22 protein-coding genes are annotated in these 22034 nt (G+C 48.3%); 10 read left to right on the forward strand and 12 right to left on the reverse strand.

Annotated elements, in window-relative coordinates; genetic code table 11:
- Positions 1-21: 21 nt before the first annotated feature.
- Together QUE60_RS07245 and QUE60_RS07250 are read left to right on the forward strand one after the other, a co-directional pair.
- Complete coding sequence (locus QUE60_RS07245) at positions 22-1068, forward strand: CDP-6-deoxy-delta-3,4-glucoseen reductase (protein ID WP_286227505.1); 1047 nt, start codon at positions 22-24, stop codon at positions 1066-1068.
- A 57-nt stretch (positions 1069-1125) separates the two neighbouring features.
- Positions 1126-2325 (forward strand): acetylornithine transaminase, encoded by a 1200-nt coding sequence (locus tag QUE60_RS07250; RefSeq protein ID WP_286226554.1) that lies wholly within the window; start codon positions 1126-1128, stop codon positions 2323-2325.
- 11 nt (positions 2326-2336) lie between these two features.
- On the opposite strand, the gene QUE60_RS07255 is transcribed toward QUE60_RS07250, so the two are convergent.
- The 7 genes from QUE60_RS07255 to QUE60_RS07285 are packed head-to-tail and all read right to left on the reverse strand — an operon-like array spanning position 2337 to position 8531.
- Positions 2337-3080 (reverse strand): ABC transporter ATP-binding protein, encoded by a 744-nt coding sequence (locus QUE60_RS07255; protein ID WP_286226555.1) that lies wholly within the window; start codon positions 3078-3080, stop codon positions 2337-2339.
- Positions 3077-3844: an ABC transporter ATP-binding protein gene (locus tag QUE60_RS07260; RefSeq protein WP_286226556.1), complete on the reverse strand. Its 768-nt coding sequence runs from the start codon at positions 3842-3844 to the stop codon at positions 3077-3079. Before QUE60_RS07260 ends, QUE60_RS07255 begins: the two co-directional genes overlap by 4 nt.
- The gene (locus tag QUE60_RS07265) at positions 3841-4950 is read right to left on the reverse strand and encodes an ABC transporter permease subunit (RefSeq protein ID WP_353506033.1); all 1110 of its coding nucleotides are present in this window, start codon (positions 4948-4950) and stop codon (positions 3841-3843) included. The genes QUE60_RS07260 and QUE60_RS07265 overlap by 4 nt, the downstream gene beginning before the upstream one ends.
- Complete coding sequence (locus tag QUE60_RS07270) at positions 4943-5878, reverse strand: branched-chain amino acid ABC transporter permease (RefSeq protein WP_286226557.1); 936 nt, start codon at positions 5876-5878, stop codon at positions 4943-4945. The genes QUE60_RS07265 and QUE60_RS07270 overlap by 8 nt, the downstream gene beginning before the upstream one ends.
- 49 nt (positions 5879-5927) lie before the next feature.
- Positions 5928-7082, reverse strand: a complete 1155-nt coding sequence (locus QUE60_RS07275) for a branched-chain amino acid ABC transporter substrate-binding protein (RefSeq protein WP_286226558.1) — start codon at positions 7080-7082, stop codon at positions 5928-5930.
- 33 nt (positions 7083-7115) lie between these two features.
- Positions 7116-8075: a 4-hydroxy-3-methylbut-2-enyl diphosphate reductase gene (gene ispH, locus QUE60_RS07280; RefSeq protein WP_286226559.1), complete on the reverse strand. Its 960-nt coding sequence runs from the start codon at positions 8073-8075 to the stop codon at positions 7116-7118.
- Between the two features lie 9 nt (positions 8076-8084).
- Positions 8085-8531, reverse strand: a complete 447-nt coding sequence (locus QUE60_RS07285) for an FKBP-type peptidyl-prolyl cis-trans isomerase (protein ID WP_286223417.1) — start codon at positions 8529-8531, stop codon at positions 8085-8087.
- A 36-nt stretch (positions 8532-8567) separates the two neighbouring features.
- Between QUE60_RS07285 and radC the strand changes: the two genes are divergently transcribed.
- The 3 genes from radC to rpmG all read left to right on the forward strand — a co-directional run bounded on the left by radC (position 8568) and on the right by rpmG (position 9772).
- Positions 8568-9263: a RadC family protein gene (gene radC, locus QUE60_RS07290; protein ID WP_286227507.1), complete on the forward strand. Its 696-nt coding sequence runs from the start codon at positions 8568-8570 to the stop codon at positions 9261-9263.
- A gap of 97 nt (positions 9264-9360) precedes the next feature.
- Complete coding sequence (gene rpmB / locus QUE60_RS07295; protein WP_108508948.1) at positions 9361-9594, forward strand: 50S ribosomal protein L28; 234 nt, start codon at positions 9361-9363, stop codon at positions 9592-9594.
- A 10-nt stretch (positions 9595-9604) separates the two neighbouring features.
- Complete coding sequence (gene rpmG, locus QUE60_RS07300) at positions 9605-9772, forward strand: 50S ribosomal protein L33 (RefSeq protein ID WP_108508949.1); 168 nt, start codon at positions 9605-9607, stop codon at positions 9770-9772.
- A 48-nt stretch (positions 9773-9820) separates the two neighbouring features.
- Here the strand turns inward: rpmG and QUE60_RS07305 are convergent, their stop codons facing one another.
- From QUE60_RS07305 to purN, 3 genes are read right to left on the reverse strand one after another with little or no spacing between them, the layout of a single operon-like run.
- Positions 9821-11026 (reverse strand): DesA family fatty acid desaturase, encoded by a 1206-nt coding sequence (locus QUE60_RS07305; protein WP_286226560.1) that lies wholly within the window; start codon positions 11024-11026, stop codon positions 9821-9823.
- A gap of 51 nt (positions 11027-11077) precedes the next feature.
- Entirely contained in the window at positions 11078-12523 is a 1446-nt protein-coding gene (locus QUE60_RS07310; RefSeq protein WP_286226561.1) for an RsmB/NOP family class I SAM-dependent RNA methyltransferase, read from the reverse strand.
- 13 nt (positions 12524-12536) lie between these two features.
- On the reverse strand, positions 12537-13169 hold the full coding sequence (purN, locus tag QUE60_RS07315) for a phosphoribosylglycinamide formyltransferase (RefSeq protein WP_286226562.1): 633 nt from the start codon (positions 13167-13169) through the stop codon (positions 12537-12539).
- A 39-nt stretch (positions 13170-13208) separates the two neighbouring features.
- Between purN and QUE60_RS07320 the strand changes: the two genes are divergently transcribed.
- From QUE60_RS07320 to dut, 5 genes are read left to right on the forward strand one after another with little or no spacing between them, the layout of a single operon-like run.
- Positions 13209-14162 (forward strand): bifunctional riboflavin kinase/FAD synthetase, encoded by a 954-nt coding sequence (locus tag QUE60_RS07320; protein WP_286226563.1) that lies wholly within the window; start codon positions 13209-13211, stop codon positions 14160-14162.
- On the forward strand, positions 14155-17019 hold the full coding sequence (ileS, locus tag QUE60_RS07325; RefSeq protein WP_286226564.1) for an isoleucine--tRNA ligase: 2865 nt from the start codon (positions 14155-14157) through the stop codon (positions 17017-17019). Before QUE60_RS07320 ends, ileS begins: the two co-directional genes overlap by 8 nt.
- A 2-nt stretch (positions 17020-17021) precedes the next feature.
- Positions 17022-17519: a signal peptidase II gene (gene lspA, locus QUE60_RS07330; protein ID WP_286226565.1), complete on the forward strand. Its 498-nt coding sequence runs from the start codon at positions 17022-17024 to the stop codon at positions 17517-17519.
- Positions 17520-17544: 25 nt separating this feature from the next.
- Entirely contained in the window at positions 17545-18750 is a 1206-nt protein-coding gene (gene coaBC / locus QUE60_RS07335) for a bifunctional phosphopantothenoylcysteine decarboxylase/phosphopantothenate--cysteine ligase CoaBC (protein ID WP_286226566.1), read from the forward strand.
- Positions 18751-18765: 15 nt separating this feature from the next.
- Entirely contained in the window at positions 18766-19215 is a 450-nt protein-coding gene (gene dut / locus QUE60_RS07340) for a dUTP diphosphatase (protein WP_286226567.1), read from the forward strand.
- 20 nt (positions 19216-19235) lie between these two features.
- On the opposite strand, the gene clpA is transcribed toward dut, so the two are convergent.
- Both clpA and clpS read right to left on the reverse strand, forming a co-directional pair.
- A complete protein-coding gene (gene clpA / locus QUE60_RS07345; protein ID WP_108508958.1) occupies positions 19236-21545 on the reverse strand; it encodes an ATP-dependent Clp protease ATP-binding subunit ClpA in 2310 nt (769 codons plus the stop codon).
- Entirely contained in the window at positions 21542-21889 is a 348-nt protein-coding gene (gene clpS, locus QUE60_RS07350) for an ATP-dependent Clp protease adapter ClpS (protein ID WP_458574682.1), read from the reverse strand. The genes clpA and clpS overlap by 4 nt, the downstream gene beginning before the upstream one ends.
- Between the last annotated feature and the right edge of the window lie 145 nt (positions 21890-22034).

Consider the following 22034-nt stretch of genomic DNA (forward strand, 5'->3'; position numbering starts at 1 on the left):
GATTTATTGGGAGAAGTGGAATTGCAGTACCAGGTGGAACTAAAAAAGAGTGGCAGAACATTCACCGTGGAGGCAGATGAGACTGTTTTAGAAGCGGCCATCCGCCAAGGCGTTCAACTGCCCTATGGCTGCAAAAATGGTGCTTGCGGCTCATGCAAGGGCAAAGTGCTACAGGGCTGGATTGAGCATGGGGATCATAGCCAAAGCGCCCTAAGTGCCCTCGACGAGACTGCGGGGGCGACCCTTTTGTGCTGCGCCCATCCCAAATCAAATGTGCTGATTGACGTTCGCGAAATCCAGGGCGGCGGGGACATTCCGGTACGCAAAGTACCCTGTCGGATTCAGACGATTACATATCCAAGCAATGATGTTGCAATTCTTCAACTGCAACTACCTGCCAGTGAACGTTTTCAGTTTTTAGCAGGTCAGTATCTGGAGTTTTTACTCAAGGACAATAAGCGTCGTGCGTATTCAATTGCTAGCGCCCCACATCAAGAGGGCCCGATCGAGTTGCACATTCGCCATCTGCCAGGCGGTCTTTTTACTGACCCGCTCTTTGGCCAAGGAGCTGATGGCAAATCAATCAAAGAAAAGGACATCTTGCGTTTTGAAGGTCCTCAAGGAAGTTTTTTCTTACGTGAGGACACTCAGAAACCGATTATTTTCTTAGCATCCGGTACAGGCTTTGCGCCGATCAAATCCATTCTGTTACATATGCGTGAGAAGAAAATTGATCGTGAGATCTATTTCTACTGGGGCGGTCGACGCCCCAAAGATCTCTACATGGATACTCTTTGCCAGGAGTTTGCTAGCACCCTGCCTCGCTTCCATTACATTCCAGTTATTTCCGACGCCTTACCTGAGGATCACTGGACCGGCCGGACAGGCTTTGTTCACCGTGCCGTGATGGCAGATTTTCCAGATCTCAGTGCATTCCAAGTCTATGCCTGTGGCGCCCCGATTGTGATTCAATCAGCCCAAACGGACTTTGTTAAGCAATGCGGTCTACCCGGGGATGAGTTTTATGCCGACTCATTCACGAGCGAAGCTGATCTAGTGCATGCCTAATGTTGTGCACTTGAAGGCAAATTCCCTTTTTACACCGATCTTTTGTATGATTGTGCTATGAATCAACTTTCTGATCCCCGTCCTGTTGATGCCCATTCGGTGATGTATATCACCAAGCGGCCGGACATCATCATGATGGAGGGTAAAGGCTCGTGGTTAGTAGATCAAAATGGCAAGCGCTACTTAGACTTCCTGCAAGGATGGGCCGTCAATTGCTTGGGGCACTGCAACCCTGGCATTGTTTCTGCGTTAAACGAGCAGGCTCAGAAGTTAATTAACCCTAGCCCTGCGTTCTATAACGAACCGATGATTCGGTTATCCGATTTACTAACCAGCCATAGCTGCTTTAACAAAGTATTTTTTGCAAACAGTGGGGCGGAAGCCAACGAGGGCGCCATCAAGCTTGCTCGTAAATGGGGGCAGATTCATAAAGGCGGTGCTTACGAAATCATCACTTTTGATCACAGTTTTCATGGTCGGACCTTAGCAACGATGAGTGCGTCGGGCAAACCGGGCTGGGATACTCTATTCGCCCCCCAGGTAGCAGGCTTTCCGAAGGCTGATCTCAACGATATTGAATCGGTTAAACGCTGCATCACCGATAAAACGGTTGCCGTCATGCTAGAACCAGTCCAAGGTGAAGGTGGCGTTATTCCTGCTGATCACGCCTTCATGAAAGAACTACGCCAGCTCACTAAAGAGCTCAATCTATTGCTCATCGTTGATGAGGTGCAAGCTGGTTTTGGAAGAACCGGCAAATTATTTGCCTACCAACATTTTGGGATTGAGCCCGACATCATGACCCTTGGTAAAGGAATCGGTGGGGGCGTGCCTCTCGCGGCCCTTTTATGCGCCGATGCAGTAGCCTGCTTTGTACCTGGCGATCAAGGCGGCACTTACAATGGCAATGCCTTAATGACCGCGGTCGGGATTAGTGTGATTGAACAACTCTTGGCGCCCGGCTTTTTGGACTCAGTGATTCAAAAAGGAGCGTTCCTACAAACTGAATTACTGAAACTTTGTTCTGAATTCGGCTTAAAAGGCGAGCGTGGTAAAGGACTGCTTCGGGCACTCATGTTGGGTAAGGATATTGGCCCCTCCTTGGTCGAGCTTGCTAGGGAGCATGAGCCCGAGGGCTTACTGATTAATTCGCCAAGACCCGATCTATTGCGCTTTATGCCTGCACTCAATGTCACCGAAGAGGAAATCCTCACGATGTGCGCTACCTTGCGGGTTCTGCTAAAGAAACTGACTTAAGTTTCTTAGGTCTATTTGGTTTTTAGATCCGCACCCAAATACGCTTCCCGTACCCGGTCGTCATTGAATAACTGATTGGCCGATCCCGATAGGGTAATGGCCCCACTCTCCATCACATACGCACGGTCTGCCATGGATAAGGCCAAGCGAGCATTTTGCTCGACGAGCAAAATCGTCATACCCTGTTGATTGAGGTTTTGAATCACCTCAAAAATGGTTTCCACCATGAGTGGTGCCAGACCCATCGAGGGCTCATCGAGCAAGAGAAGCTTTGGCTTAGCCATCATAGCCCGAGCAATCGCCACCATTTGCTGCTCCCCACCAGAGAGGGTACCGGCCAATTGGAACAAACGTTCGCGCAGGCGTGGAAAGGTTGTAAGCACCATCTCAAGGTCGTGATCAATACTCTTAGATGACTGAGAACCCTGTCGGATGTACGCACCCATTTGCAGGTTCTCCAATATGGTCATCCTGGCAAACACTCCCCTGCCCTCTGGAACCAAGCCAATCCCAAGCGCGGCCAACTCATAGGCCGGCTTGCCACCAATGGCATGCCCTAAGAATTGAATCGATCCAGCGCTTGGCTTTAGAAGACCTGCGATAACTTTTAACGACGTTGTTTTACCCGCGCCATTTGCCCCGATCAATGTGACCAACTCTCCAGTGTTGATATAAAAATCAATGCCCTTAACGGCAGCAATTCCGCCATACGATAACTTTAGATTTTTAATCTCTAAAAGAGGTGTGGCACTCATGCTGCCGCCCCGCCCAAGTAAGCTCGGATCACCTCTCGGTGACTGCGTACTGCATCAGGCAATCCATCGGCAATCACCTTGCCATAATCAAGTACCGTCAAATGATCACAAAGACTCATCACGAGATGCACATCGTGCTCAATGAGCAAAATTGTTTTGCCATCAGCGCGGATCTTTAGAATTAATTCTTTTAATTCCAGCTTCTCGCTTGCATTCATCCCCGCGGCTGGCTCATCAAGAGCTAATAGAATCGGTTCGGTGGCTAAGGCACGGGCAATTTCAAGACGCCTTTGATAGCCATAAGATAAATTTTTAGCCTTATGTCGCGCATAGTCTTGCAAGCCAACATACGCAAGCAAGGCAAGCGATTTTTCACGGATATCGCGCTCTTCCCGTCGATTGGCTTGCGTACCCAGGATAGCGCCCCACATACCAATGGATGAGCGGCAATGGCATCCCACCATAACGTTCTCTAGTGCGGTCATCTCTTTAAATAAGCGAATGTTTTGAAAGGTTCTAGCAATACCCGCTTGGGTGACCTGAGATACCGAATGAGGGGAATACGGCCGACCCTGGAGCTCAAACGTACCCTGATCGGCTGGATATAAACCAGTAATCACATTAAAGAAAGTGGTCTTGCCAGCGCCATTTGGCCCAATAAGCCCTGCAATTGTGCCCTCCCGCACATGAATAGCGACATCATCAAGCGCCTGAATGCCTCCAAAGCGCTTGGATACTCCAGAAATTTTTAAGAGATCGCTCATCCGTTTGTGGCTTTCAAAGCATCCGGTTTTTGCCAAATCCCATTGGGTCGGTAGAGCATGATGAGGATCAGCGCCAAGCCATAAAGTAACTGACGAATAATTTCGGTATCAACCAAGACCGACCCAAAGACAAATTGCTGAATCGGGGCTGCAATACTTCGTAACAGCTCAGGAAAAACTGCGAGCAAGACCGCTCCGAGAATCACTCCGGGAATATGACCCATCCCGCCCATCACTACCATGGCCAGAACCACAATCGACTCCCATAAAGTGAAGGACTCGGGTGATACAAAGCCTTGAAAGGCGGCAAACAATACCCCTGCGGCACCTGCAAAACTTGCGCCAATCGCAAACGCCAATAACTTCATATTACGCGTCTCAATCCCCATCGCCTCGGCGGCTATTTCATCCTCCCGAATCGCCACCCACGCCCGGCCAATTCGGGAATGCTCTAAACGTGAGCAGACAATGGCGACTAGAACGGCAAGGATTAAGAAAAAATAGAAGAGTAGATAGAGCGAGGGAATCTCTAGACCCCAGATACTCATTGGCTTTGACAGATTGAAACCAAAGAGCTCGATTGGCTGAATACTGCCAATCCCTTTAGGCCCATTTGTTAAATTCAGGGGGCGATCAAGGTTATTTAAGAAGATCCGAATAATCTCACCAAAGCCTAAGGTCACAATCGCTAAATAATCGCCGCGTAACTTTAGCGTTGGAAATCCAAGAAGTACCCCAAAGATGGCAGCCAATCCAAAAGAGAGGATGAGCGCGCCCCACAATGGAAAATGAAGCCCTGCAGGAAAAACAGCGGCAATCGCAGGAAATTGAGTAGTGAGATGGGGTGATGCGAGTAAAGCATAACTATAGGCACCCACTGCATAAAAAGCGATATAGCCCAAATCAAGTAAGCCCGCAAAACCAATCACTACGTTGAGACCTAATACGAGAACGACGTAGAGCAAGGCAAAATCCAGAACGCGAACCCAGTAGTTGCCACCAACCGAGCCGACAATCCATGGTAGCGCTAATAATACGATCGCACTGACGATCCAAAATCGTTGTTGATCACGACGAGATGTGCGATAAAAAAGTTGTTTAAGCACGATCCGATACTCGCTCGCCCAATAAACCGCGAGGCCTAAATACCAACACTAAGATCAATACCATGAAGGCAAAAATATCTTGATAGTTCGACCCCAAGAGACCACCAGTCCAATCGCTAATGTAACCAGCCCCAATCGCCTCAATCAGACCAAGCAACAGTCCACCTAACATCGCCCCCTGAATATTGCCGATGCCTCCCAGCACTGCGGCTGTAAAGGCTTTTAATCCGGGAATAAATCCCATTGAGAAATGCACATTGCCGTAGTTGGTGGCCATCATGATCCCGGCAAGGGCTGCCAGTGCACCTCCCAACATAAACGTGATCGAAATGACCCGGTTGGGATTGACGCCCATCAGCGCAGCCACATTGGGTTGCTCAGCCGTTGCGCGCATCGCCCGTCCAAGCTTGGTCTTTTGCACAATCAAGAGCAATAAAGCCATGACCGAAAAGGAAGTAACAATAATCACGATTTCTTTGCCAGTGATGGTTGCTCCTGAACCAAAGACATCGATGGGTGTTGAAGGCAATAACTGAGGATAAGTCATGGGATTGCGAGACCAGATGATCATGGCCAAGGTTTGCAATAAAACCGAGACGCCAATCGCAGAAATTAATGGTGCCAAACGTGGTGCTTGACGTAAAGGTCGGTAGGCAAAACGCTCAATCAAATAGCTGACCAACGCACACGCAGACATGGTCATCAACAAAACTAAAACCAGTAATGCCCATGGTGGCAAACCCAGGGGTAATTGCGTGATCAGCGTAATAAGAGTGAGGGATACCATTGCGCCAATCATTAGAACCTCACCATGGGCAAAGTTAATGATTCCTAAGATCCCATAGACCATGGTATAGCCCAATGCAATCAAGGCATAGATACTACCCAGTACCAAGCCATTCAAAATCTGCTGTAGCAGAATATCCATCGACAATTAGTCTATAAAAAAATAAGCACCGCGGTGGGTGCTTATTGAATTACTGAATCTTAATAATTTCGAGGACTGACTTCTTCTTATCCTTGTAGTCGTATAAGGTGATCATGCTCTCCTTGAGATCACCTTGATCATTAAACGCAATATTGCCAATCAAACCCTTTACTTGTGTTTGAGGCATCGCGGCTAAGATCTTGGCTGGCTCAACTGAGTTAGCACGTTTCATAGCATCCACAATCACATAAACCGCATCATAGGAAAATGGTGCATAGATATCGACATCAATATTGAAGCGCTCTTTATACTTTTTCTGGAACTCTGGGCCTGCTTCCATTTTTACAAGAGCCATAGCTGCTTCTGAACAAACCACATTGTTAATTGCGTCGCCAGCCAGCTCAGCTAATTTATCAGTACAAATTCCATCTCCGCCCACGATCTTCGCTTTGATTCCTAATTCCTTGGCCTGCTTGGCTAAGGGACCGCCCGTGGCATCCATTCCACCATACATAATGACATCTGGCTTACCGGCCTTCACTTTGGTGAGAATGGCCTTAAAGTCAGTTGCCTTGTCATTAGTGGCCTCGCGGGGCAATACCTTGATACCAGCTGCCTTGACTGTTTTCTCAAACTCGTCTGCAAGGCCCTTGCCATATTGGGTCGAGTCATCAATGATTGCCACCACTTTTGCTTTTAAGTTCTTAGCCACATAATCAGCTAGAGCCGGGCCCTGTTGCGCATCGGTGGCCACTAGACGAAAAGCGGTTTTGAAGCCCTGCTTGGTGTATTCAGGGTTGGTTGCCGATGGAGAAATTTGAGTGATACCAGCATCATGGTAAATCTTTGAAGCGGGGATCGTAGTCCCGGAATTTAAGTGACCTACCACTGCGACAACTTTTGCATCAACTAATTTTTGAGCAACTTGAGTGGCTGTTTTAGGGTCCGCTGCGTCATCTTCTGGAACTAACTTCAGCACCACCTTCTTGCCATTTATTGTTAGGCCTGCTTTGTTAATTTCCTCAACTGCTAGAACAGCACCGTTTTCATTTTGCTTACCCATATGAGCAATCGATCCAGTCAGTGGAGCCACATGACCGATCTTCACCTCACCATCGTTAGCCTTGCCTCCACAAGCCACTAACAATCCAAATGTCGCGAGCGAAAGTACGCTATATGAAAACATCCTTTGATATGGTTTCATGGGCAAATCCTCCAAGTTAAATAGTCATCAGAATTAAACGGGATGCGTCAGATTTTTTGGTAAAGAGAAAGTAACATCCTCCACAACCCCATCCAAAGATCGAATTTGACGTGGGCCAAACTCTTGAATACGAGCCACAATCGCTTGTGCAAGACTCTCTGGCGCTGATGCGCCTGCGGTTAAACCAACTCGCTTCTTGCCTTCAAACCATTCGGGGCGAAGTTGATCCGGAGCATCGACCATGTAGGCCGGTACGCCTAATTTTTCAGCTAATTCGCGCAGGCGATTAGAGTTCGAGCTCGCCTGACTTCCCACGACAATCACCAATTGAACTTGGGGCGCCATAAATTTCACGGCATCTTGTCGATTTTGAGTGGCGTAACAAATGTCCTGCTTCTTCGGTTGAATAATTTTAGGGAATTTTTTGGTGAGCGCATTCACAATTTCTTTCGTTTCATCGACCGATAGAGTCGTTTGGGTCACAAATGCCAAACGCTCATCGGCTGAAAAATTGAGTTTTTCTACATCATCCAAATTCTCAATCAGGAAGATGCCGCTCTCGACCTGCCCCATGGTTCCCTCAACCTCTGGATGGCCAGCATGACCAATCATGAATACCGTAAACCCGTCTTTGCACAACTTCACTACCTCAACATGCACTTTGGTGACCAAGGGACAAGTTGCGTCATACACTTGCAAGCCTCGCTCGGCAGCATCTTGACGCACTTGCTGGGAAACCCCATGAGCACTGTAGATCACAATCGCTCCACGTGGAATTTCATCAATCTCATCCACAAAAATCGCACCCTTCGCGCGCAATTCATCAACCACATATTTGTTATGGACGATTTCGTGACGCACATAAATCGGGGCGCCAAAGCGACTGAGGGCCTCATTGACGATGTTAATTGCTCGATCAACACCGGCACAAAATCCCCTGGGCTGCGCCAAGAGTATTTCAGCAGTTTCAGACGGTAATGGATTACTTTGCATGGATCTTAATTACAAAATGGCAATAATTTCCGCTTCAAAACTTAACTGCTTACCTGCTAAGGGATGGTTGAAATCAAACCACGCACCCTCTTCATTAATGGATTGCAATACGCCTGCATATTGTGCACCGCTAGGCGCATTAAATTCAATCATATCGCCCGGGGCAAATTCAGGGACTTCATCGGTATTGGCTAACAACACATCCATACCCACCCACTGGATGAGCTCGGGCTTGTGCTCCCCAAACGCATCTTGTGGGCTGAGAACCGCCGAGCGCTTTTCACCCACTTTTGCGCCGAGCAAAACTTTTTCAAAACAGGGGGCGAATTGACCCGTACCCAATTGCATCGTCGCCGGCCGATCGTCGAAGGTGTTGATGTAATCCTCCCCGCCAGGGAGAGTCAATCGATAGTTGATGGTCAAGAAAGAATCAGGGGAAACGGTAGGCTCACTCATGCTGCCATTGTAGCCAGAGAGGCGCAGAATCACCCAATCTCTCAATGGCCAAAATCACAACAGCCCCGTGAGAAATTAATCCGCCAAGGCGCCGCCTCCCTATCTGACGCTGAGCTCTTGGCTATTTTTCTGCGTTCTGGGGTCAAAGGTAAAAGCGCTGTTTCTTTGGCCCAGGATCTACTCAGTCAATTTGGAGGGATGCAAGGCCTCATGAATGCACCAATCTCCGATATTTATCGCTGCCATGGGATGGGGCCGTCAAAATGGGCTCAAATCAAGGCCGCCTATGAGCTGGTGAAACGCTGCCTTCATGAGAGCCTCTCTCAGCAAGCAATATTCTCATCCTCAACCCAGGTGAGGGAGTTTTTGCAAACCAAAATTGCCAGACTGGAGCACGAGGTATTTCTTTGCCTGTACTTAGACAACAGCAATCGTTTGATTGAGTGCCAAGAGCTATTTCGGGGATCCATTGATCAAACGGCTATTTACCCCAGAGAAATTATTAAAGAGTGTCTTAATCGCAATGCCAGCGCCTTGGTGATTGCCCATAACCACCCAGGTGGCAACCCACTTCCCAGTCCCAATGATGAGGCCATTACTCACGAACTGAGGCAAGCACTCCATTGGGTCAATATTGCACTTTTGGATCATTGCATCGTAGCCAAGCATGGTTTTTTCTCTTTTTCGGATGCGGGCCTTATAGAAAAGCCTATAAATGAGAGTGTTTACTAACTTTTTTTCGTGATCCAGTCGGAATAGTCATGAAACTCTAGCGCCAAAGGCCAGATGCCTGCTACAATCGATGTTTTTCGTACTGAAGGAGTGTGTCATGGCAAAAGTTTGCCAAGTCACTGGGAAAAAGCCGATGGTCGGCAACAATGTTTCCCATGCAAATAACAAAACAAAGCGTCGCTTTTTGCCTAACTTGCAAAATCGCCGTTTCTGGGTTGAGTCTGAAAATCGTTGGGTTAGCCTGCGCTTAACCAATGCTGGACTTCGTTTAATCGACAAGAATGGTATTGATTCTGTTTTGGCAGATCTTCGTGCCCGCGGTCAAGTTTAAGGATTGAGTAATGGCTAAAGGCGCACGCGAGAAAATCAAGTTAGAGTCGACTGCAGGTACTGGTCACTTTTATACCACCACTAAAAACAAACGAACCAAACCCGAGAAAATGGAGATCATGAAGTTTGATCCAAAAGCTCGTAAGCATGTTGCTTATAAAGAAACAAAGATTAAATAATTCCTCTTCCGATTGGAACTAAAAACCCGCTCATAAGCGGGTTTTTTATTAAGCCGGATTAGAGTAGCGCCGCAAGCGAAGTGAAAACTCCTTAAGGGAGTGTGGACCTGCCTCTTCGGCCCGATTGCACCAAGAACGCAACTGCCCCAGTAACTGCTCACGAGTGGCGTTGGAGCGACCCCAAATTGCATGCAACTCACGACGCATCTCAATCATCTTACGTAACTGAGAATTCGTTTTCATAAGCTCCTCAAGCTTTTCTTTCTCAAGGGCAGTCAATTTAGCTTCATCCTTATAAAGCCAATCACGCGCATCCTTCAGGTGCGATGCAAACTCTTGCATGTGCTGGAACTCGTTTGCGATGCAGCGCTTTAGAGTTTTGCTATAACGTGCCATGATCTCGTAGCGATTGGCAATAATCGCTTCTAAAGTTTGATCATCAGCAGGACGAACCTCTGCGAGAACGGGCTTAGGTGGAACTTTCTTGACCTTTGCCAAACCGAGCGAGCGTAAGGCGCAAATGTAAACCCAGCCAATATCAAACTCATACCACTTGTTCGATAACTTGGCGCTCGTTGCATAGGTGTGGTGATTGTTATGAAGCTCTTCTCCACCAATCAAAATGCCCCAAGGCATGATATTGGTTGATGCATCTTCACAGTCGTAGTTCCGATATCCCCAATAGTGACCGATTCCATTAATGACGCCTGCAGCGGTAATCGGAATCCAGAGCATTTGTACAGCCCAAACGGTTGCGCCAATCGCGCCAAATAAAAATAGGTCGATGATGAGCATGAGGCCTACGCCTTGCCATGTAAAACGCGAATAGAGATTGTGTTCAATCCAATCATCGGGAGTACCGTGACCAAATTTTTCCAGTGTCTCTTTCTTAGCAGCTTCTACCTTGTAGAGTTCTGCACCGCGCAAGAGAACAGTATCGATTCCTAAAATTTGTGGGCTATGTGGATCTTCAACGGACTCGCACTTCGCATGATGTTTACGGTGAACCGAGGCCCACTCTTTGGTCACCATGCCCGTGGTCAACCATAACCAAAACCGAAAGAAATGAGAGGGAATAGCGTGAAGCTCGAGTGCTCGATGGGCCTGACAACGATGTAAAAAAATCGTAACGCTGGCGATGGTAATGTGGGTCATGACCAGGGTAAAGATCACGATCTGCCACCAAGCCCAGTCCAAATAACCGTGAGCCAACCACTGAATCAATCCATCATGCAAACTAGAAACGGCACTCATCTCCAAACAACTCTCCCTTATTTACTGCGATCATGCTTTTAACTCCTCATTTTAAGGCTTTCGCTGCATAATTGCCCCAAAAAATCCATCAGTTCCATGTCTTGATGGTAAAAGCTGCCACCAAGGCTTGTCCTTACTGGTGCCAATCGGAATTCCATCATGTAAAAAATGATGTCCTAGGGCTTCCTTAGCCGATAAAAGCTCAAAATCGGGGTGTTTTTCTAGGAAAAGATTTACAAGTTCTTGATTTTCTTGATCTAAAAGGCTGCAGGTGGCATAAACCAGGCGACCGCCTGGCTTTAACAAACGAGCCGCTGACTCCAAAATGGATAGTTGAGTGGAGCCTAATTTGGCGATCTCGGCTGGTGTTTGACGCCACTTGAGATCGGGATTGCGCCGCAAGGTGCCTAACCCACTGCAGGGCGCATCCACCAAGACCCGGTCAATTTTCCCTACAAGACGCTTAATTCTCGGGTCTCTCTCGCTATCGATCCACATGGGATGCACATTGGATAGGCCACTACGTGCTAGCCGTGGTTTTAAGTTGGCCAAGCGGCGCTCCGAGGTATCAAATGCGTACAGGCGGCCGGTATTACGCATCATTGCACCCAAGGCTAGAGTCTTGCCGCCTGCTCCAGCACAAAAATCAACCACCATTTCTCCTCGCTTGGGATCAAGCAGGTGACACAAGATTTGGCTACCTTCATCCTGGACCTCAAACAAGCCCTCTTTCATCCAGGTCGAGTTTTGCAGAGCAGGTTTTCCAAAAATACGAATTCCGTCCTGTGAGTAAGGAGTTGGGTGCACCTCAAATCGATTCGCACTTTGATTCATTTGCATCAGCAATTGATCGCGTGAGGTCTTTAATGTGTTCACACGCAAATCCAGTGGTGCTGGCTTCATGAGAGACTCAGCCAAACGACCACCCTCTTCCTCACCAAAAGACTGCACCATGGTGTTCCAAAGCCATTCTGGCAAATTATGTTTTACCAATTGCGCCAACGCATCACGATCAACTTGGCCAAAACGACTTAGCCACTCGTACTCCTCCTTTTGTACGACAAAGGCCAAATCAGCCAATGCGCTCTCTAGCCGGTTTGCGCTGCCAAGCCCTCCTTCAGATAAGGCTGAAACGAGGCCCAGCAAGGCCAAGCGGCGGGCTAGGGAGCCAGAACCACTGGCTGCAAATTGAGAGAACTCCTGCTTGCGGCGCAATACAGAAAATGCAGCCTCAGCAATTAAGGCACGGTCGCGATTACCCAATTTGGGATGCGCACGAAAGTAACGACTGACAACACGATCTGCTGGTTGGTCAAATTGCAATACCTCAGGAAGCAACTGCTCAAGATGCAAAACATGCTGCGGTAATGCCTTCGCATGCGAATAATTCTTTTGGCCTTGGGGATTAATCAGTACAGGCGCTTTGGCATCCTTACTCTTTGCATACTTCTTTTCTTTGGATATCCGCTTTGAAGCGGTAGAGGAGGATCGCGTCATGAACTCGCCGTTCTTATGGAAAAGGAATGTACTGTAACTCAGGTGGGTCAACACTCACTCGATTACCTGCAATATGTAAACGCCCATTGATAAACCACTCAACTGCTAATGGATAGATTTGATGCTCCGTCTTTAAAACCCGAGCAGCTAACTCGCTTGGGGTATCGGTGGGTAGGACAGGGACCTCACTTTGACAAATAATCGGGCCCTCATCTACGCCAGCGCTAACAAAATGCACTGTGGCACCATGCACCCGATCTCCGGCCTCCAAGGCACGTTCATGGGTATGCAAACCTGGAAAACGTGGTAGCAGGGAGGGGTGAATGTTCATCATCCGCCCCTCATAGTGCTCAATGAACCCTGGAGTTAGGATTCTCATAAAACCAGCCAAAACCACAAGATCTGCTCCAAAGGCATCAATTTGTTGCATCAGCGCCTCATCAAAACGTTCGCGACTTGGATAGTTTCGGTGGTGAATCACAGCAGTGGGAATCCCAACCGACTTAGCAAACTCCAACCCCTTAGCCTCGGGCTGATTGGCAATTAAGCCCGTAAAGCGTACATCCCATGATTTTGCCTTTGCGGCCTTATAAATTGCCTCGAAATTAGAGCCGCGCCCTGAAATTAAAGAAACGATTGAATGCATGACCAACAATATAATTCAAGGCTAGCCTGAAAGCGAACTGTGAAGGTATTTCGAAGACTTAAGCCCGCCTCGACCCAAGCGCCATGCGCCCTAACCATCGGCAATTTTGATGGTGTGCATCGCGGCCATCAAGCATTACTCCAGCAATTAGTGGAGGGTGCGTGCGCGCGTCATTTAAGCCCCTGCGTACTGACCTTTGAGCCCCACCCCCGAGAATTTTTTTCACCGCAAGATGCGCCACCCCGGATACAGAATCTACGCGACAAATTAATGGCCTTAAAGCAATGCGCTGTCGATACGATTGCAATTGAAGAATTTAATCAAGCCTTCTCCCACTTAAGCCCCTCTGAGTTTGTACAAAATATCTTGATTGAAAAACTCAATACCAAATGGATACTCATTGGTGATGATTTCTGTTACGGCGCTAAACGCGCTGGTAATTTTGATAGCTTGGCGGTCGCAGGAAAGCAGTTTGGTTTTGAAGTTAGTCGCATCCCAAGCGTTCTCGAGAGCGAAGAGCGAATCTCGTCTTCGCTCCTAAGACAGGCTCTCGAATTCGGCGACATGCAGCGCGCCACACAACTACTCGGACGCCCCTTTTCAATTTCGGGTCACGTGCTATATGGAAAGCAACTGGGACGCACGCTCGGATTTCCCACCATCAATTTAGCGGTTTGCACACGTCATCCGCATGCCAAACCAGTGACGAGCGGTATTTTTGTGAGTCAAGTGCATGGCTTGGATAAGAAGCCTTTACCTGCTGTCTCGAGTTTAGGGGTGCGGCCATCCGTAAAAAGCACCGGTCAGGTTCTTTTAGAAACCCACATCTTTGATTTCAATCAATCCATCTATGGGCAAGTGGTTTGCGTAGAATTACTAGCTCGACTGCATGAAGAACGAAAATACCCCGACCTAACTACCCTACAAGCTGCTATCCAAGATGATGCCCAAAAGGCTCGTCAATACTTTCTTAAGAAAAATTCGTATGTCTGATAAATCCCCAAACTACCCGGTCAATTTACTTGAGACCAGCTTTCCCATGCGTGGCGATTTACCCAAGCGGGAACCCAAATGGGTGGAGGAGTGGCAACGCAATAAGGTCTATAAGGCGATTCGCAAGGCTCACGCTGGGCAGCCTAGTTTTATCCTGCACGATGGTCCTCCGTATGCCAACGGTGATATTCATATTGGTCATGCTGTCAATAAAATTCTGAAAGATATGATCGTGAAGTCCCGCTGGTTAATGGGCTTTGACGCCGTCTATGTGCCAGGCTGGGATTGCCACGGCATGCCCATTGAGATTCAGATTGAAAAACAATTTGGCAAAAACCTGCCCACTGCTGAGGTACAAGCCAAAGCTCGTGAATATGCGCAGGCTCAAGTTGCAAAGCAGAAAAAAGATTTTCAACGCTTAGGGGTTCTTGGCGAGTGGGATGAGCCCTATCTCACCATGGATTTTCAAAATGAGGCCGATGAAATTCGTGCACTTGGTGAGATCTGGAAAAAGGGTTATGTCTTTCGTGGATTAAAACCAGTGAACTGGTGCTTTGATTGCGGTTCCGCCCTAGCCGAAGCGGAAGTGGAATATCAAGATAAAACCGATCCCGCGGTTGATGTTGGTTTTGCCTTTGATTCCAATCAGACTACAAAACTTGTCAATGCATTCGGTCTCAAAGAACTGCCCAATAAACCCGGTATGGCAGTGATTTGGACCACAACCCCATGGACCTTGCCAGCGAATCAAGCCTTAAACGTCCACCCCGATCTTGAGTACGCATTGGTCGAAACCGATCAGCGCTTGCTATTGTTAGCCAAAGATCGCGTTAAGGACTGTTTAGAGCAATATGGTCTAGAGGGAAAGATTTTGGCAAGTTGTAAAGGTAAAGCACTTGAGAATATTTCCTTTTGGCATCCGTTAGCGAATTTAGACTCCGGATACAAACGCCTAGCACCAATTTACTGCGCTGATTACGTCACACTCGATACTGGTACGGGCCTAGTACATTGCGCCCCAGCTTATGGTGAAGATGACTTCAAATCCTGCAAGGCTCATGGTTTAGCCGATCACGACATTATCAATCCGGTCATGGGTGATGGAGTCTATGCCTCCTCTCTGCCACTATTTGCTGGTCAACATATTTGGAAAGCCAACCCAAATATTGTGAAAGCACTTGATGAGGCTGGGAGCCTTCTGAAGAATAAATCCTATACGCACTCCTACATGCATTGCTGGCGACACAAGACCCCTATTGTCTACCGCGCGACCTCCCAATGGTTTGCGAGCATGGATAAAAAACCAGCTGGTGAGAAGGCCTCATTGCGAGAAACCGCCTTAGCGGGAGTTGAGAGTACGCATTTCTATCCGGCCTGGGGCAAGCAACGCTTACACAGCATGATTGCCAACCGTCCCGATTGGACTCTTTCTCGCCAACGGCAATGGGGCGTACCTATGGCTTTCTTGATTCATAAAGAAACGGGTGAGCCGCATCCTCGCACCCCAGAACTACTTGAGCAAATCGCTCAGTTGGTTGAAAAAAATGGTATTGAGGCTTGGCAGAATTTAACCGTTGAAAGCTTGATTGGCGATGAAGCGAGTTCTTATGAGAAAAATCGTGACACGCTTGATGTGTGGTTTGACTCAGGCACAACCCATTGGCATGTGATGCGCGGCTCACATCGCAACGTACTGTATCGCCAGGAATCCGAGGGCGCAGAAGGTCGTTGGGCTGATCTTTATTTAGAGGGTTCTGATCAACATCGCGGTTGGTTTCACTCATCGCTCTTAACGGGCGCCATGCTTGATGGCAAACCCCCATATCGTGCCCTCTTAACCCATGGCTTTACGGTAGACGGTCAAGGTCGCAAGATGAGCAAGTCGGTTGGCAATGTGATTGCGCCTCAAGAGGTAGCCGACAAACTGGGTGCTGAAATTATTCGCTTGTGGGTTGCTTCGACTGACTACTCTGGAGAGATGTCAATCTCGGATGAGATTTTGAAACGGGTTGTTGAAAGCTATCGACGCATTCGTAATACCCTACGCTTTCTCTTGGCGAACCTCGCAGATTTTGATCCAAAAACAAATCAGCTACCCACCTCCGATTGGCTAGAGATTGATCGCTACAGCGTTGCACTAGCAGCCGACTTACAAAACACGATTGAAGCACACTACCGTGATTATGAATTTCATCCAGCGGTCTCAAAAATATTGGCATTTTGTTCTGAAGACTTAGGCGGCTTCTATTTAGATATTCTCAAAGATCGTCTCTACACCATGCCCGCAAATTCTGTAGGTCGACGCTCTGCTCAAAACGCGTTATTTCATATTAGCCAACATTTACTCAAATGGCTATCGCCCTTCCTCAGCTTTACCGCTGAGGAGGCTTGGAAATGCTACCCACACTTTGCCAAGTCCAAAGATAGCGCATCGATCTTCACCGAAGAATTTGGGTCCTTTCCTGAAATCAAGGACGCCCAATCCTTGCTGACTAAATGGCAACGCATTCGCGAGATTCGCTCTGACATTACAAAAGCTATCGAACTCGAACGTGAAGCCGGGAAGATTGGGTCCTCCCTACAAGCTGAGTTACTGATCCAAGTAAACGCGACTGATTTTGAGCTACTGCAATCAATTGCTCCGGATCTACGCTTTGTGACGATTACCTCTCAATCTGAAATTGCGCTATCGGCCGATGGTAATACTCAGATCACAGTGAAGCCAAGCGCCTATCAAAAATGCGCGCGTTGCTGGCATCACACAGCCGATACTGGATCCCATTCAAACCATCCCGATCTCTGCGGGCGCTGCATTAGTAATCTTGATGGCGCTGGCGAACTTCGTCAGTTTGCATAAATATGGTCAAGGCATCTTACCAAGAGGGCTCAAGCAAATGGTATTTACTGCTAGCCCTTGGAGTATTGATTGCTGATCAAGTCACCAAGTGGTGGGCTCAAATGAGTTTACCGATGGCTCAGGCAATTCAAGTTACTGATTTTCTGAATTGGTTCTTGATTTACAACCCAGGTGCAGCCTTCTCCTTTTTGTCTCAGGCAGGTGGTTGGCAACGCTGGTTTTTTACCGTAATTGGGATTGTTGCTGCCATTGTGATTATTTGGCTTTTACAAAAAAATACGCAAGATCGCCCTTTTTGTCTTGCCCTTTCCTTAATCCTTGGTGGGGCCATCGGGAATGTCATCGATCGCTTGCTTTATGGCGCTGTGGTTGACTTTATTGATGTGCACTATGACGGTTGGCACTGGCCAGCCTTCAATATTGCTGATAGTGCTATCTCAATTGGTGCTACATTAATCGTTATTAACGAAATACGACGGGCCATTAAAGACCGCCCCTAGAGTCAAATCGATTTGGAACCCGCGCATGGCCTCGTTAGCAAACAAAAAAATTGTTTTAGGAATCTCCGGCGGAATTGCAGCCTATAAATCCGCTGAATTGGTCCGCGCCCTGATTCAAGAGGGAGCCGAGGTTCAAGTGGTGATGTCAGAATCTGCCATGCAATTCATTACTCCCGTCACCATGCAAGCACTCAGTGGTAAACCGGTCTTTAGTAGTCAATGGGATCCGCGGATTAGTAATAATATGGCGCACATTGAGCTATCCCGTAAGGCCGATGCAATTTTGATTGCCCCTGCTAGCGCCGATCTGATGGCAAAACTATCGCTTGGTTTGGCAGATGATTTACTAACGACGATGTGCCTTGCGCGTGATTGCCCTCTTTTGATTGCGCCTGCCATGAATCTGCAAATGTGGGCCCACCCTGCTACCCAGCGTAGCCTCCAGCGACTTCAAAACGATGGTGTTGTAGTTCTTGGTCCCGGTAGCGGTGACCAAGCATGTGGTGAAGTTGGTATGGGTCGGATGCTGGAGCCCTCTGAGCTATGCGAGCAACTAGTTGCATTTTTTCAGCCGCAGGTTTTAAGTGGGAAGCGGGTACTTATTACAGCCGGTCCAACATTTGAGGCTATCGACCCAGTTCGAGGCATTACCAACCTTAGTTCCGGCAAAATGGGGTTTGCAATTGCTCAAGCCGCTGTTGAAGCGGGCGCAGAAGTTCATTTGATTGCTGGGCCTTGTGATTTGCCTACTCCTTTGCAGGGCACCGGTAGGATTAAGCGGACGAATGTGATCACTGGTGAAGAGATGCATCGCGCCACGCTCGCCTCAGCAGATTGTGATGTATTTTTTGCGGTCGCTGCTGTCGCCGACTGGACGATCGCTAATCGCGCTCCACAGAAGATTAAGCGCCAAGAGCAGTCTGGACTTGACTTAGAGTTTCGTTCGAATCCCGATATCTTGCTCGATATAGCTAAATTGGCTAAGCGCAAATCAAAGCCATACTGCGTTGGCTTTGCTGCTGAAACCGATCGTTTGGGCAAACACTCTAAAGAGAAGCGTATTCGCAAGGGTATCCCAATGATTGTGGGAAATATCGGCCCCACCACCTTTGGTCTCGATACCAATGAAATTCTCGTAGTGGACGACAAAGGCAGTAAAAACCTAGGCCGCGCCAGCAAGCTAGAGCTCGCCAGAAAACTCATTGCAATCGTTGGCACCCGCTTACCTTAAATAGGAATATCAATAGTGCAAGTTCTTCAAGTGAAAATTCTCGATGAGCGGATGCGCTCACAAATGCCTAGCTATGGCACCCCAGGAAGCGCTGGATTAGATTTGCGCGCCTGTATTGACAACGCAATTGAGCTTGCCCCTGGTCAAACGGAGCTCATTCCAACAGGTCTGGCAATTTATATTGAAGATCCTCGTTACGCCGCGATGATTCTGCCGCGCTCAGGACTCGGTCATAAACACGGAATTGTGTTGGGTAACCTAGTCGGATTAATTGATTCAGATTACCAAGGTCAATTGATGGTGAGTGCTTGGAACCGAGGCTCAACTGCGTTTCGGTTGGAGCCGATGGAGCGATTAGCGCAACTTGTGATTGTTCCAGTACAGCAAGTGGAACTTAAAGTAGTGGCTGAGTTTGAAAGTAGCACCCGGGGAACGGGTGGCTTCGGTAGCACTGGACGCGGATAACTCCGCGCCCAGCGATTTCTCTAGATTTCTTCGACTGGCTCGATACTCGCCTTACTCGATTTACTTGGCGGCTGGTTCGAGGATTGAATCTGCAGCTGCACCTTACCATCCTCATCAATATCCACCACCACCGAACCACCATGGGCTAAGCGCCCAAAGAGTAATTCATCGGCCAATGCCTTACGTACTGTATCCTGAATAATTCGCTGCATCGGTCGCGCGCCCATGAGCGGATCAAAGCCATGTTTCGCCAGATAGGAACGCAAGGCAGTGCTAAAGACCGCATCGACTTTTTTCTCGTGCAATTGCTCTTCGAGCTGCATGAGGAACTTATCGACCACGCGCATGATGATGGACTCGTCCAAAGCCTTAAAGGAGACGATTGCATCTAAGCGGTTTCTAAACTCCGGGGTGAAGAACTTCTTGATGTCTGCCATTTCATCACCTTGCTCACGCGCATTGGTAAAGCCCATGGTCGACTTTTGCATCGCCTCCGCACCCGCATTGGTGGTCATAATGATGATGACATTGCGGAAATCAGTCTTCCGTCCGTTGTTATCGGTTAAGGTGCCGTGATCCATCACCTGCAAGAGGATATTGAAAATGTCCGGATGCGCCTTCTCAATTTCATCGAGCAACAAAACGCAATGCGGTTTCTTTGAAACGGCCTCGGTTAGTAATCCGCCTTGATCAAAGCCAACGTAGCCAGGGGGCGCTCCAATCAAACGGCTTACCGCATGGCGTTCCATGTATTCGGACATATCAAAACGGAGCAGCTCAATACCCATGATGAAGGCCAACTGCTTCGCAACCTCGGTCTTGCCGACCCCGGTGGGACCTGAAAAGAGGAAAGAGCCAATTGGCCGGTCAACCTTACCTAAGCCAGCACGAGTCATCTTGATGGCGCTCGCAAGGGCCTCAATTGCCGGGTCTTGACCGAAAACGACGCTCTTGATATCGCGATCCAAGGTTTGTAGCTTGCTACGATCATCGACCGATACCGATTGCGGTGGGATGCGCGCAATCTTCGCCACAATCTCTTCAATTTCTTGGCGGTTAATGGTTTTCTTCTGCTTTGATTTAGGGAGAATGCGCTGGGCAGCACCTGCCTCATCAATCACATCAATCGCCTTATCGGGCAAATGGCGATCATTAATATATCGAGATGATAATTCAGCAGCGGCTACAAGTGCGGCAGCTGCATACTTGACACCATGGTGCTCCTCAAAGCGCGACTTCAAGCCACGCAGAATTTGTACGGTTTGATCCACAGTCGGCTCTACCACGTCAACTTTTTGGAAACGCCGCGATAGTGCCGCATCTTTTTCGAAGATGCCACGGTATTCAGTAAAGGTGGTTGCCCCAATACACTTAAGCGTACCGCTCGATAGTGCTGGCTTTAGTAGATTGCTCGCATCTAGGGTTCCACCAGAGGCAGCACCCGCACCAATCAAGGTATGAATCTCATCGATAAAAAGGATGCCATGGGGATTATCTTTTAATGACTTCAGGACGCTTTTGAGCCGCTGCTCAAAATCACCACGGTATTTTGTCCCCGCCAGCAATGCGCCCATATCTAAGGAGTAAACCGTAGCATTTGCCAAAATTTCTGGAACCTCACCCTTTGTGATTCTCCAGGCCAGGCCCTCCGCAATCGCGGTCTTACCTACACCAGCCTCACCAACCAAAAGTGGATTATTTTTACGTCGCCGACATAAAACCTGAATGACCCGCTCGACCTCGCCCTCGCGACCAATTAATGGATCGATCTTGCCTTGACGCGCCATCGCGTTGAGGTTTTGGGTAAACTGATCAAGAGGACTTTCTTTGCCACTACTTGCAGCCTCCTCAGTATCAGGGCTCGCCTCAGCCGCTTTTGCAGGTTCCGTGTTGTCTTTACGAACACCGTGACTAATGAAGTTCACCACGTCCAAGCGGGTTACCCCTTGCTGTTGCAAGAAATACACCGCGTGCGAATCTTTCTCACCAAAGATAGCCACTAACACATTAGCGCCAGTCACCTCTTTTTTACCATTCGAGGTCGACTGCACATGCATGATGGCGCGCTGGATGACTCTCTGGAATCCAAGCGTTGGTTGAGTATCGACCTCTTCTGTTCCAGGGACGACTGGGGTATTGTCATTAATAAAATTTTTCAGTTGGGAACGCAACTCAGCAATATTGACCGCACAGGCCTTCAGAACCTCAACTGAGGTAGCGTTATCCAATAACGCCGACAGCAAGTGCTCAACCGTAATGAACTCGTGGCGCGCTGCGCGAGCGTCCACAAAAGCCATATGCAAACTTACTTCCAGTTCTTGAGCAATCATGCTTCCTCCATAGTGCACTGCAATGGGTGACCCGCTTCACGGGAACGTTCTATGACTTGATGGACCTTGGTCGAGGCCACATCGCGGGTATAGATACCGCAAACGCCTTTTCCTGCCAGATGCACTTGCAACATGATGCGAGTTGCCGTCTCTTGATCTTTATTAAAGTATTCCTGAATCACCATCACCACAAATTCCATCGGTGTGTAGTCGTCGTTTAACAACATCACTTTGTACATGGCCGGCACCTTGACCTTTTCGGCCTGCCGTTCCAATAAAACCGTGTCTTCCTTAAACGGGGTGACTGGGCTTCCTCCGGGGGGTGTTTTGGAATTACGACTCATGAGAAACATTCTAACCACACCGCAAAACTCTGCAATAAATCCACGCAAATCAGGTTTTCATCTGACGAAAACCATTCAAAATCAAGGCATATTTGTCATATTGGGGCGTTTTTATGAAAAAAAAGGGTTTTTCCTAGTGATATTG

This window comes from Polynucleobacter sp. HIN11 (assembly GCF_030297675.1).
Lineage (GTDB): Bacteria > Pseudomonadota > Gammaproteobacteria > Burkholderiales > Burkholderiaceae > Polynucleobacter.